This is a genomic window from Bradyrhizobium sp. Leo114, assembly GCF_055229415.2.
The window spans coordinates 82,865-95,644 of record NZ_JBUYEN020000014.1 but is presented as its reverse complement, the minus strand read 5'-3'; the positions used below and the strand labels follow the sequence as shown (position 1 = coordinate 95,644).

12 protein-coding genes are annotated in these 12,780 nt (G+C 55.4%); 4 read left to right on the top strand and 8 right to left on the bottom strand.

Going from position 1 to position 12,780, the window contains the following annotated elements; translation table 11 throughout:
- Positions 1-111: 111 nt before the first annotated feature.
- From ACZIRK_RS18770 to ACZIRK_RS18760, 3 genes are all read left to right on the top strand, one after another.
- Entirely contained in the window at positions 112-513 is a 402-nt protein-coding gene (locus tag ACZIRK_RS18770; protein WP_463327905.1) for a restriction endonuclease subunit S, read from the top strand.
- Complete coding sequence (locus ACZIRK_RS18765) at positions 510-1,193, top strand: hypothetical protein (protein WP_463327904.1); 684 nt, start codon at positions 510-512, stop codon at positions 1,191-1,193. The genes ACZIRK_RS18770 and ACZIRK_RS18765 overlap by 4 nt, the downstream gene beginning before the upstream one ends.
- A gap of 163 nt (positions 1,194-1,356) precedes the next feature.
- The gene (locus ACZIRK_RS18760) at positions 1,357-4,149 is read left to right on the top strand and encodes a TrlF family AAA-like ATPase (RefSeq protein WP_463327903.1); all 2,793 of its coding nucleotides are present in this window, start codon (positions 1,357-1,359) and stop codon (positions 4,147-4,149) included.
- A gap of 685 nt (positions 4,150-4,834) precedes the next feature.
- Here ACZIRK_RS18760 and ACZIRK_RS18755 read toward each other — a convergent pair.
- From ACZIRK_RS18755 to ACZIRK_RS18725, 7 genes are all read right to left on the bottom strand, one after another.
- Positions 4,835-6,415: a hypothetical protein gene (locus tag ACZIRK_RS18755; RefSeq protein WP_463327902.1), complete on the bottom strand. Its 1,581-nt coding sequence runs from the start codon at positions 6,413-6,415 to the stop codon at positions 4,835-4,837.
- A gap of 27 nt (positions 6,416-6,442) precedes the next feature.
- The gene (locus ACZIRK_RS18750; RefSeq protein ID WP_474418315.1) at positions 6,443-6,763 is read right to left on the bottom strand and encodes a hypothetical protein; all 321 of its coding nucleotides are present in this window, start codon (positions 6,761-6,763) and stop codon (positions 6,443-6,445) included.
- A gap of 545 nt (positions 6,764-7,308) precedes the next feature.
- Positions 7,309-8,094 carry a hypothetical protein gene (locus ACZIRK_RS18745; RefSeq protein ID WP_463327901.1) on the bottom strand — a complete coding sequence of 262 codons (786 nt, stop codon included), beginning with the start codon at positions 8,092-8,094 and terminating at the stop codon, positions 7,309-7,311.
- Between the two features lie 2 nt (positions 8,095-8,096).
- Complete coding sequence (locus ACZIRK_RS18740; RefSeq protein ID WP_463327900.1) at positions 8,097-8,477, bottom strand: hypothetical protein; 381 nt, start codon at positions 8,475-8,477, stop codon at positions 8,097-8,099.
- Between the two features lie 324 nt (positions 8,478-8,801).
- On the bottom strand, positions 8,802-9,311 hold the full coding sequence (locus tag ACZIRK_RS18735; RefSeq protein WP_474418312.1) for a hypothetical protein: 510 nt from the start codon (positions 9,309-9,311) through the stop codon (positions 8,802-8,804).
- A gap of 325 nt (positions 9,312-9,636) precedes the next feature.
- The gene (locus tag ACZIRK_RS18730) at positions 9,637-10,080 is read right to left on the bottom strand and encodes a hypothetical protein (protein ID WP_463327898.1); all 444 of its coding nucleotides are present in this window, start codon (positions 10,078-10,080) and stop codon (positions 9,637-9,639) included.
- Positions 10,077-10,985 carry a hypothetical protein gene (locus ACZIRK_RS18725; RefSeq protein ID WP_463327897.1) on the bottom strand — a complete coding sequence of 303 codons (909 nt, stop codon included), beginning with the start codon at positions 10,983-10,985 and terminating at the stop codon, positions 10,077-10,079. The genes ACZIRK_RS18730 and ACZIRK_RS18725 overlap by 4 nt, the downstream gene beginning before the upstream one ends.
- 339 nt (positions 10,986-11,324) lie before the next feature.
- Between ACZIRK_RS18725 and ACZIRK_RS18720 the strand changes: the two genes are divergently transcribed.
- Positions 11,325-12,395, top strand: coding sequence for a hypothetical protein (locus ACZIRK_RS18720; RefSeq protein WP_463327896.1), 1,071 nt, complete (start codon positions 11,325-11,327; stop codon positions 12,393-12,395).
- Between the two features lie 187 nt (positions 12,396-12,582).
- On the opposite strand, the gene ACZIRK_RS18715 is transcribed toward ACZIRK_RS18720, so the two are convergent.
- The gene (locus ACZIRK_RS18715; RefSeq protein ID WP_463327895.1) at positions 12,583-12,771 is read right to left on the bottom strand and encodes a hypothetical protein; all 189 of its coding nucleotides are present in this window, start codon (positions 12,769-12,771) and stop codon (positions 12,583-12,585) included.
- Positions 12,772-12,780: the final 9 nt, after the last annotated feature.

Genomic DNA, 12,780 nt, shown 5'->3' with positions numbered 1-12,780 from the left:
CAAACGTTCATTGGTTTGATATTCGCCTCGACAATCTAAAAACTATTAAACTCGACGATGCCGAATTGCAGGAGTATCGCCTGCAGAAGGGCGACGTTCTAATATGTGAGGGTGGGCACCGGTATCGGCCGCACCGCGGTATGGCGAGGCGGTTTCGAAACCCTCGTGTTTCAGAAGGCGCTACATCGCGTTAGGCCCGGCCCTTATCTTGATCCGAACTTCTTCGCGCATTGCTGCTTTGTGTATTTCGATGCTGGGATTATGCAGACGTACTTCACTGGTGTCGGCATCCCGCATTTCACTGGACGAGCACTTGCAAAACTAGTCTTTCCCCTTCCGCCTCTCGCCGAACAACACCGCATCGTCGCAAAGGTCGATGAACTGATGGGTCTGTGTGACCGACTGGAAGCGAGCCTCAATGCCAGCGCCAACACCCGCCGCCGCCTGCTCGACGCGCTGCTGGCCGAGGCGCTCGGGCCGGAAGCAGACCGCGAACTGGAGGCGGCGGAATGAGCGGCGTATCGAATATGCAGGTAGGTGAATATTTCAATCCCGAAAAAGTGGCCTACTGGTATTTCCGCTTGAATGGCTTCCTGCAGATCGAAAACTTTGTCGTTCACCCGGAGCGGCGCGGGTCCCAGCGGACGGACGCCGACCTGTTGACGGTTCGATTTCCGTTTCGTGCCGAGCGCCTGTTCGATGATCCGAACGATATCATGGCGGACGATGTACAGCAGCTAGCGCTCTCCGACAATCTAATCGACATCGTCATTGCCGAAGTGAAGACAAATCAACCTTGCGCCTTGAACGGACCATGGACTCGACGAGATCGGCAGAATGTCCACCGGGTACTGGCGGCAATCGGTTGCCTGCCATCCGACCGGATCGAAGCTGCAGCGACGGATATCTATCGGGCAGGCTTCCACCGCAGCGACACGCTTCGCGTTCGCTTGGTTGCGGTGGGGCGTGACCGCAGCGAGGACATCGCAGCGGCATATCCCGAGGTGACGCAATTGCGATGGGCAGGGATGTTGGCGTTCATCTGGGAACGATTTCATCGATATCGACGGCAGAAGGCGCAAGTGGATCAGTGGGACTCGGAGGGCTTGAAGATCAAACAGCTCGCCGATCGATCTAAGAATCTAGCGGAGTTTAGCCGGGACGCCTTACGCCTCATGGGGATAGAAGGATAATGACTCTCGCGCAGATGGAGCCGAGCACCACCATGGTCACGACCATCGCTCCAGCTTTCATGGAGTTACGCAAAATTGAAATGAGCCGCGTCCAGGCAAGGCCGGAGAACGCGCATGGCGTGGCTTCGGCGAGGCGAGCTGCGGTCAAGGGTGATTGTATTCCATGATCGACAAAGGGGCACATTTCCACCGCTGTGACTTTCAGGTTCACACCCCGCGAGACCTGCAATGGACGGGCGCAGATCGTGTGTCCGATGAGGAGCGGCTGGCTTATGCGACGAGCCTTATCGATGCATGCCGAAAAAAGGGCTTGAGCGCGGTCGCGATTACCGATCATCACGACATGACATTTGTGCCCTATGTCAAACGGGCTGCTCTTGCCGAGACGGACGAGACAGGAAGGCCCCTCGTACCGGAGAAACGTCTTGTGGTTTTTCCCGGCATCGAACTCACTTTGGCTGTCCCTTGCCAGGCGATCCTCATTCTTGATGCTGATTTTGAGGACAATAGGTTTGGCGCGGTTCTCACAGCGCTCGCCATAAACCCCGCACCGGAAAATGCCGCCAAAACAGCGCAAACGGAACGACTTGAGAATATTCAGTCCCTGAAAGCACTAAAGGAAAAGCTAGACGAGCATACCTGGCTTCGCGATCGCTACATAGTCTATCCGAACGTGACAGGCGAGGGGAAATTTTCGCTGCTGCGTAACGGGATGATGGCTAAGTACAAGGAAATGCCGTTTGTTGGCGGCTATGTTGACGGCCTGCTAAGCGACCTAAAAGCCGGTCCCTTAAGCATCCTCGCCGGCAAGGACAAGAGTTGGGGTAACAAGCGAATTGCCTGCATTCAAACCTCCGACAACCGTCGCGAAGATCACGCCGATCTCGGAAAGCATACGTCGTGGATCAAGTGGGCACGGCCGACAGCCGAAGCTCTTCGGCAGGCCTGCCTTGCGCAAGAATCTCGTGTTACTCATGAAGAGCCTCAGCTTCCCGCTGCGGTCATTTCAAGTATCAGCGTCAGCAACAGCCAGTTTCTCGGACCCGTAGAGCTTACATTTAATTCGCAGTATAATGCCCTCATCGGCGGGCGCGGCACAGGCAAGTCCACGATACTTGAGTATCTGCGGTGGACATTATGCGATCAGCCACCCGCCTCGGATGATCCTGACGCCCCCAACTATCAGTCGCGGCGCAGCCGACTGATTGAGAATACGTTGAGACCTCTCAACGCTACGGTAGAAGTCAGTTTCGCAGTTAACGAGGTAGTTCACGTTGTCCGCCGAGACAGCAAGGATGGGAGCCTGTTAATAAAGATCGGCAACGATGACATGCGACTATGCAACGAAGCGGAGGTGCGCGCACTTCTCCCGATCCAGGCTTATAGTCAGAAGCAGCTCAGTGATGTAAGCGTGCGAACCGAGGAGCTGTCTCGCTTCATCACGGCCCCTATCCGCGCGGAGCTGAACCAGCTCGACCGGCGGATCGAAGAGGGGGCCGAGCGCATCCGACAAACCTACGCCAACCGCCACCGCCAGCAGACACTCCAGAATGATCTTGCGAAGCGGGCTCTTGAAGGGCGCTCACTGCAAGAGCAGGCTGATGCGATCCGCAATTCGCTAGCCGGCCTGTCAGAACAAGACCGTAGTTTGCTGAACGAAGGCAAGTCCTACGACGCTGCGGAGGACATTGTTGATGGCTGGCTTTCCGACTTGAAGGCGGTTGCTGGCAGTCTTTCCTCCCTGTCGGCGAGCATAGCCGGGAATCTAAACCAAGCAAGTCCTCTGCCAGAGACGCCCGAGGGCACGCTGCTTAAGGCGGCATATGGGGAATATGTCACGATCATGGGACGAGCCCGTGAAGTCGTGGACGCGCTTCTTCCTGAAATCAGGAAACCCATCGACGTCGTTGACGGAACCCCGTGGACGGAATGGCGTGAAAAGCTTCAAGCTTTCCGCGATGCTTATAATGCTGCGGTAAGTCGGTCCTCGACTCATCGCGAACGTATGGAGCAGCTTCACGCAATCGAAACAAGGTTGTCAGCGTTCCACAAGGAAACGGCGCGGATTCAGGAAGAGCTGAAAACCCTCAATGCTGCAAGCGACATTTACAACACTGAACGCCAAAGTTGGTACAATCTCAAAGCCGAACGGGACAGTCTCTTCGACGGTCAATGTCAGAAGCTGACTGAAAATGCCAATGGAGCGATCCGCGCGCACATTAAGCGCTTTGCGGACGCGAGTGATTTTGTAGAGCGGCTACGCGAATCCTTATCGGGCTCGAACGTCCGAAGGGAAAAGCTTGAGGCCTTAGGATCTTCTATCGTCGAGGCGGAAAATCCGCAGGATCGGTCGGCGCACGTCTTATCCGAACTCGAACAGCTCGCCGCGTTCGACCCCGAGCAAGAGGGCGCGGACCGTAGGCCGGACACGGCTTCGCTTTTGGCCACCGGCATGACGGCGACCGATCTCGACCGCATTGCGCGTAAGCTCCGGCCGGACGATTGGCTCGCGCTCTCATTGATCGACGTGAAAAGCGTGCCCGTCTTCGAATATCGGGCGCGCGAGAATGACTACATACCCTTTAGCAATGCCTCCGCCGGTCAGCAGGCGACCGCGCTGCTAAAGACTCTACTGAATCAAGTTGGTCCCCCGCTTCTAGTCGATCAGCCGGAAGAGGACCTAGACAATCCCGTTATGCAAGAGATTGTCGAGCAGCTTTGGAACGCCAAGCAAAAGCGTCAAATCATCTTCGTAAGTCACAATGCCAACCTCGTCGTGAACGGCGACGCCGAGCTGGTCGCATGGTGCGACTATCGAAAGGCGGGTGACCAGTCAGGTGGCAAGATAGCTGGCGAAGGGGCGATCGACGTGCCCGAGGTTCGCGAGGCCATCAAGCGCATCATGGAAGGCGGAGAGGAGGCCTTCAATCTTAGGCGGGAGAAGTACGGCTTCTAGCCCCGCAGCGTCTCGGGCCTAGATCGCGCCAGTACAGCACGGTTCGACCGCAGATCCTCTCTCGGCTCTGTCTGCGCTAGAAAGCGCGGCAAGGGATTCTGATCTCTCGCACCCGGGGCGCCGAATACGCCCTTAACTCCTATGGGCCAGTCGGGAGATCGCATTCATTCATAAATCGATCAGCGGCGTCAGCATCTATCGAGATAAGCCGAACTCCCACCTTGTTGAGTCTCATCAAAGCGCCGTGTCTGTCAAATGGGTTTCCGTTTCCTCGAGCGTGCAGCGTAAAGACTGATCGACCGAAACTTACGGGCTCATCTGGATCCCGCGTCCACCAATTGGCTGCTCCCACTTGGAAGCTGTGTGTCCCGCTGTTTGAGGGCTCCTCCGTGTATATCGCCTTGCAAACCTGCCAAGAGCTAGGCCAGCTTGGTACGTCGACGAGTTCGTCCCCGTCGCAATATTGGTACCAATCAACACGGCATTCCACCCAGTCATAATAGATGTAATCAAAAGTGCCCGAGGCAACTGCAGGCAGCGCAGCGACAGCCGCAGCACGGCTTGAACTTGTTTTAACGGGTTCGGGCTCCCGATTTTGCGCAATTGCCGCCGCCATATTAATCAGCAGCATGAGCGCAATCCATCCGATTTTACACATGTGATAGTCTCACCGTATGAGCGCAGCTTAGAAAGTGTCGGTGACGAGCTTGTAGGCCTGAGTCCTTGCTTGAGTGTTCAAGCACTCGACAAACATCGCACATCGAACACTACTTACACGATCAATCCAATGGTCGTATAGCTGAAGAGAGTATTCGTATTTTCGCTGATCAACAGCTCCGGTCTTTTTTACTAAACGATCTAGCAGATCCTTCGGAAGAGCATTTATTGGGACTGGTAGTTTCACCGAGAACTGAAAATCGTTAAATGTCAGATTCTTTTGTGCCAGCGCGCGGGAAGCCTTCTTACATGTGGTTTCCGAGACTGGGCGTTGATGGCAGGCTATGTCGAGCAATTTTAGGTAACCCTCCATCGCATCGATCTCGTTCAGGAGACTTTCGTTCGTTTTTGCATAGTCAGTCCCTCTCAAGCCGTGTATCCGATCATGTAAGTAAGCGTACTCGCTAGCATTTGCTTGATGTTGCCGAAAATCAGCAATGACCGACTGCAGCTCATAGAAAATCGTTTGCAGCCTCTGCAGGTACCTGATGATCGAAGTTCGAAGGTCGGCTACGGGCGGTGTAGCAAAAGAAATCGGCCAATTGTTCAATGCGGTATAGGGCACGATGATTACGTATAGAGGCCGACCGTTCTGGAAAGCCTCTCCGGGCAATGCCGAGATGCGCGCCGCAACATCTTCTACCTTGACGGGGAGTGCTGCAATTTTACCCCCATTCTGCACATAATAAATCCCGAGCTTGTCGCGCGAGACCAAGTCTTTGAAATCAATCGACGAACTTGCTGATCCTCCTGCGTTGAACATTCCACCAACGCCACCTCCTGCGCTGAAGGAGCTAGTTACTTTCAGCCTTGTATCAGTGTCGAGATGTGTGAAATGATATAGAATGTAGAGATCTGCTCCGGTCCCAATGGAGGCAACGAAGCCATCGCCGCAAGCCGCACGAAACGCTTCTAGGGATGTGCCAGATCCCTTGAGCAGCTTGAGAGCGGCGTCGCTCAACCTTACGCCGGCTATATTGGGCGAGGTAGGCTGCATTTGCTTATCGCCCGTGGGGGCTTGGGCGGCAACATAAACAGCGCCGTTAACTACAGAAGCGTGAGCAACTATCAAGTCGTCCTTGGATGTAAACTTGTAAGACGAATCGATGCCAAGGCTCCCGCTCGCACTTCCACTAAAAACTCCAATTGATCCACCCGCGTGCGCGGACGAGTTAAAGTTTAGTGCTATCGACATCGTTTCGTCATCGATAGATCTTGTGTAATTAAGATTCGCCTGCTGATAGCCGTCGGTTGCAGTTGCTCCGAAGTTGATGCATTGGCTGTAAACGCGAGTATTTGTGAGATAGTCCCAGCCGTCACCTAACCGCGCGCCGGACTGATACGGATATTCAACTGTCCGAGGGGATAGCGGCGACGCTCCGCCTACAAGCTTACCTGGCTGATCCTTATTAAATTTAAGTGGTTGTTCCATATTCTCGATATTTTTGGCATCTATGCCTCTCAATGGGCCATTCCTCGTCGTCTCCCAGGACGAAGCATCGCTGATTGAGAGAAACTCTATTAGAGTGAAAAAAACCAGTGTGCGCATCTTAGCCCCCCAGAAGCGGCGTTGTCGTTAGGGTTTCTTCCCTTGCTGCGCTCTACGCAGGAGCTGCTCAAACAATTGTTGAGAGACCCCCTGAGCGGCAATAGCGCCCTTACGAAAAGAAACGCCCTTCTTCTTACCCGTTGCTTGATCATTATCCGTGCAAGTGGTCTTGCAGCAGTCGTCGCCGCACTCTCCGCTCTCATCGTAGTAGGCGATGCATCCTTGATCATCGTCGCAAGTAACTTTGCAGTCCGGATGGCCGGGCGCGACACAAGTTTTGTCGGCGAAAGCCGGTGCGCAGTAGCAAAGACCCGCCACAGCAAGGAAAAATCTGATGTGTTTGCACATTGGCACCTCAGATTTGACGAACCGTCGGGGGAAGCTCACGTCTCGCCACAGCCATCATCGCACTCTTGCTGCGCGAGTTGCTTGGCCTCGTTTTCGTTCGCAGACGTAACGACTATATTCGGCTTATTGGTGCCGTCCGCGCACTGGCATTTGTATTCCCAGTTGAAGTTGCCTGGTGAACCCGCCGGCGTCTTTTTGAGAAAAGTGATAGTGGACATTCTACCTCGCTGCCGAGCTAGAAACGTACGTTCAAAAATTTACACAACTCGAAAGAAATACAAATACGTGTTACTACCAACTCATACAACTTGCAACCAAAATTGCAATTTTTTTCTCATCCTCAAGCGCTGGCCAAGATCATGGGCTGGCGGAATTGGGTCATGGACTCTTCGCGACTTGATAGCGCAGCACCAAGATCAGCACGGGTCATGTCACGGCCGCGCCTCTTCCGCACAACGGCGGCCTTCTCGCATAGCGTGAGTTGCCGTGCACCATCCCGCGTATTTGGACAGGATGGCACAATTCTGCTTCAAGCGCCGCGCCCATCACTCACGCGGCCAATGCTGGTTACCATTGACGAAGCCGGCGGGCAGATGAATCACAGAAAGCGGAGTTTCGTAGCGACCAGGGCGGTACATGGTGCGCTCAACTACGATTTCTTCGCGACCGAGCTCCGGGGCTTCAAATCTTTGCAGGTGATGAACCCATACAGGCTCCGGCCGATGGAGCGTGCCGTCTGCATTTTCTTTCGCGCGGTTCACAGCGCCGTGCGCATAGCGCCACACGGGGTGCATTTCCCGCCGCTCACTCGCCTGCCGGTCCGGGTGCTTGCGATACGTGTCGTCGATTCCGCGCACCGAACCAAATCCTGAAACGTATCGGCCAAGTTCATTGACCGCTCTCGCCTCAGTGTTGATCGCGTCAAGGCGGGTGAGTACATCTGCAATCGCGGCGGCGTGTCGATCGTACTCCGCGAGAAGCTCAGCGCCCTCGACCTCAACCGCTGTGCGCGCAGCTTCCACACGCTTGCGGAAACGTTCTGCTTCGGCCTGCTTCTCGGCCTCTGCTTCAGTCGCGAGCGCTTCGGCATGCGCCTTTTCGAGGTCGGCGATGCGCGCCGCAGCGCGGTCTGCAGCGCGCCGGTGCACGTCATGTTCGGCTTCAGCCTTGGCGTGCTCCTCGTCGCTCATGGCTCCAAGCCCAGCCAGTGCAGCGCCGCGCTTGGCGATAGCGTTGTCATGCTCGGTGCGCGCCTTCTCGATCTCGGCCGCGATGGCGGTGGAGTTGGGGGTCTTCTTTCCAAAGATTTTGGATAGGACGTTGATATTCATTGTTAGTCAGCTTTCGTGCGGGTCGAGAGTCTAAATGCAATTCGGTCGCGCCAGTCAGGCATGTGCCTTTTGAGATCATCATTCAGCGCGGACGGCTTTTCAGCGCGGGGCGCCGCCGGGGTGACGGAAGACGAGGCGGCCGCAACTTGTCCAATTTTTGCACTAGTTGCCGGTGCCTTGAAGGGTTGCGGCGCGCTGGCTGCAAACGCTTCATGAGCGCGGAGCCATCGGTGAAACGACACATGCTCGCGCGACGTGGCGAACATCAGATTATGTGCCAGGCCATGCCGCGCATTGAAATGCGCATCAGCAAGCGCGCGGCGCGCCGCAGCGAGGTCGGTGGTTGCCGTCTGAAGGTCGGCGAGAAGCTTGGCGCGGCTCATTGGGCACCCCCGACCTTGTGCGCCTCACGCCAAGCGTCGAGGTCGACAACAGAGTAGCGAACGGTGTTCGCGATGCGCGTATGGGTCGGGCCAATCCCCTTCGTCTCATACGACTTGAGGGTATTCGTCGCGAATCCGAGGTAAGCGGCGGCCTTTCGGCGGGAGAGAGATTTCATGCGGTCGATCCTAAAAAAACTGCGGCGGTGACAGACAAGAGGAAAGCACTACCGCCGCGTTTTTGTCGTTTTTGCTTTGTCAGAGCGGGATTGACGAAGAGCATTTTGGATCAAACTGATCAGATTGAAGAGCCCGATCGAGTAGCCCTTAATTCGCTAGCGCCGTGGCGCGACGGCGGGGCGTGTTGTCGTTGGCGGCGGCTTCCCTACGGCGGGTGATTTCGGCAAGGCGCTGATCGGCCGCGATGGCCCTGTTCTGTTGGCGCGCAGTCCAGTCGAGCAGCGCGGCGAATGCTTCCGGCATGCTGACCTTCATCTTCGCGGCGAGCGCGGCCATGTCGGCGGCGATCTCAGGAGGTTGGATTTCGAGCAACGGCGTCGGGATGAACTGATATCCGATCGCGTTCAAGCAGGCCTCCATGCTCGCGAGTCCAGGCGCGTTTTTTCTTCTCCAAGCTTTGATTGAAGCCCGGCGCACGCCGCTTCCTTCCTCCGTTTCATCGTAAGTGACTCGCAGGCGTGCCATCTCTGCGAAGAGGAGTTTGACCGGGGGCGAAACACCACTAGGAACCGTCACGACGCGGCGATGCTTCGGCTGCGCCCGCCGATAAAGCGGGCCATCGGTTCGGGAATAGGTGGTGGCGTAGCGGTGTCCCATGTGGGCTCCTGCGTGATGGGCTTCGACCACTGCAGAATCCGTGATGGGCTATTTCGCAACAGCCCATTGCAATCGCCCTTAACGCATTGCCCCACGTCAGCGGGGCGGGATCATCCGAGAACAACAACCGACCTCAAATTCCTTGTCCCTAGAAATAGGCCGAGGTCGCACGTCACCCGCGTGGGGGGAGGGCCTAGGAAGGACCCAAAGTGGTGCGCAAAAAGCTAGAACACGTCCGATGTCCGCTTGTCGCCCAACAGCAGCGCAATGGCGGTCATCGCCTGCAGTCGCAGATGGGCCATGAACGGACTAAATGGCATCGCGCCTACGTCTGGAATTTATCGACTAGCTCTTCCAATCCGACTAACCATACGGAAATGTCGCGAGCTTCTTTTGGAAGCTTAGCATAGTTGTGCGCAGCTTCATTCCGCAGATCGTAGTCCTCGTTAAGCGCGAGGAGCGTCTTCGGGTCCTCGTCGAAAATCACTTCCAACTTCTTGCGAATGGGGAAGCTCTTTATATTTTGCTGCACAAACTTCCAGGCGCTTCCGTTGACTCCTTTTAACCGAGCCATTCCTTCTACGCGGCTTCGCGCTTCCTCGCGCACAAGGTGTTCGAACCGGGACCACCCAAGCAGATAGAACGCGACGTCCAACGCTTCGCGAAAGCGCTGAAGGTCTTTTGTATTGCTGCCCTTCTTCAGGATCTCGGCGTCCACCAATTTGGCGATTGCATCATAGGCGCGCTTTGTATCGGTCAGCTTGCTCATGATGTTCGCACCAGTTCAGCAAAGGCTGCTTCATCGAACGGCGAGGACTTACGTCGATCCTCGCTACTCACCACAGCCCATTCCGGCTTCTCTAGTGCTTTCGCATTATCGACAAGGATATGTGTTCCAACATGAGTAACAAGATTGATGCGCCCATTGGCCCCGATGATCCATAGCGCGACGGGCACGAAGCTCGCTGCTGTCTGATCCTCTCGTAGGACGTCCAAAACTGGCAGTTCGCGATCTGGAACAGCGAATTGCTGCATGAGCTCTTCAGACATAAGAACATTGCGTGTTCTTTCTGTTCGAAACCCGGCATGCTTCGCCCACCGAGCGACCTCGTCATAAAGTCTGATTATGCGACTTTCCCAATCGAGGACGCGAGCTTGGACGCGGGCTCGACTGAACGTTGAGCCGTCTAGATTAAATTCCCAGACATCTAAGGGACGCAAACTCGTTGCCCCTATCAACCTGCCTTCTTCGAGCACAAACATCTGAAGGTGAAGTCTCTCTAGGTTAAAATTCCATACCTCCTGCCTAAAGCCGGGTGGAGTGTCCTTAAACAGCTGGTGAAAGCGCTCGAAGTCACCCGTTCCAGCATCTCGATCGCGCACCTTGATCTCTACGAGGACCTTTTGTCCGCTGTGATCGGTGAACGTTAGGTCTGCCATGGTGTCCGGGGGGGCGGGCATGATCTCCGCGCCGGACAAGCGAAGACTTCTTATGAGCCGTTCTTCGGAGATCTCACGTTGGTCGGGAACCCGAGGCAAACGCTCCTCAACGTCTTTCGGCCCAAAGGCGCGGCTGGCGGGAAGGCTGGACTCTGATCCAAACAAAACGTAACGATTTCCGACGTTGACAAGCACCTGCCTGCTGTCTGCGTCGCTTAAATTTGTGCTGACCATGTCGGGGCGCTCAGGCAGTGAACATACGTTTGGTCCGGGCGATCAATGTCTAACCAATGTCGCTTATAATTCCAAATTTGCCTCATCCATCGTATGCAATGCAAGAGGCCATTTCGGGTCAAAATGCGAAGAACTTAGCGGGAGCAAATCAAGTCGGCTACGCCCCACTAAGCGGACTTCAAACGAGGGGTGTCGGCACTTCGGTGATGAGGCAAATCCGGACCATTGCGCACCATGGAATGGTGCCTCCACGGTCTGTCGTGGACATCCACATGATTCCAGACAAAGGCACATTCAAAGGTTGCGTCCCCTAGGCTAGTCTGTACGGGGGGAAAGACCATGAAATATCCGAAAGATGCGTTCGGTTATGCTTGGCGCGGATCGGGCGGCCGCTGGGACAATGCGTGGGTGCAATTGCTAGGCTGCCTTGTTGGCGGCCTCTTGATCTTAATCTCAGGAATTAAAGTACCCACAGCGATTCTGGACAATCCTGCTCTTAGTGGAGTTGCCGCCATTGCGATTGGGGCTCTTGCTGGCGCCCTGATCGTTTTCGTTGCCCGCCTGTGCTGGTGGCCCGTTCACCAGCGCGTTGCGGGCTATGGTGGACTGCTGTCGTTTCTCGACAAGAACTTGGGGGCTCTGATGTGGCCTATGATTTCGATAGCAACAGGCATCCTTCTGTTCGCGCTCTTTTGCGGCGGCGGACTTGTATGGCTCATGCTGCAACTTCGCACCGGACAAGGCAATTTTGCAGTCGCGGATAGCTTAACGGTAAACGGCTCGCCGAATACCGTAGGCAACCCAGATTTCATACTGCTGGGGCCTGAGGGGCGTTACCGGTTCAAATGGGATCCTATGGAGAAGACCCAATTCGATATCCGCCTCGACACGGAACGCAATCCAGATTTCTTTAACAACCCAGCGTTTGTGGTTCGCAATAAAACCAACACTGTCGCCTATAATGTCACAGCCACATGGAAGTCCGAAATCGGCGCCAATGTGGCTGCCCTCACAAAGGCTCCAAGGCTCGCCAAATACAAATTTGAAGTCTCGGAGACCAAAATGCTTATATGGCCACCTGAGGGCTCGAAATCAGGTGGGTATCAGTACTACCTTTCGGACAGCCCCAAGCAGATACTGCCGGTCATAGCCAAAGAAGCAGAGGTTTACCTACCGCCAGACATTTGGGCAGTGGCCGCGTTGTATCTCATCGACAGAATGCCCTCCAAAATAGGTGAAACAACAGAGCCTTTTGTAGTTAGAATCATGTTGAATTGGGAAACTTCTGAGGGAAAAAGAAGCAGAGCCTATCGTGTGCGAATTACAGCCACCAATTCTAAAGTGTCAGAGACGGACGCTCCCGTTGCAGATGCTTTCTTGAATTTCAGCTTGGAGGAGATTCCCCAATAGGGACTGTTTACTCAGCCTGCTTCCCAGAATACGGATTCGAATGACCGCTCGGGGTCAAACGTCGCCGTTCGGAAGTCGGCTGATCATTCCGGTCTGTCCCGCTAAGCAGGACCTCAGCGAGACGAACCCCACTTCGGTGGCCTGCGGTTTGGAAGCTTTTGCCAGGGGCTGGTCTGTGCGGTCGAGGTTACGTCCCGATCAGCTTCGCGAATGCCATGCCTGCGCCGAATAGCGCCACGCCAGTGACCATCCCACCAACGGGGAACAGCCAGAGCGACCGGGCATCCTTTGTGATCAAGGCGCGCTGCTCAGCCGCGAACTTGCGAACATCTTCTTGCGCGGCAGCGATGCGGGTGATCTGCTCTTGGAGGTCCACGGCCCCGAA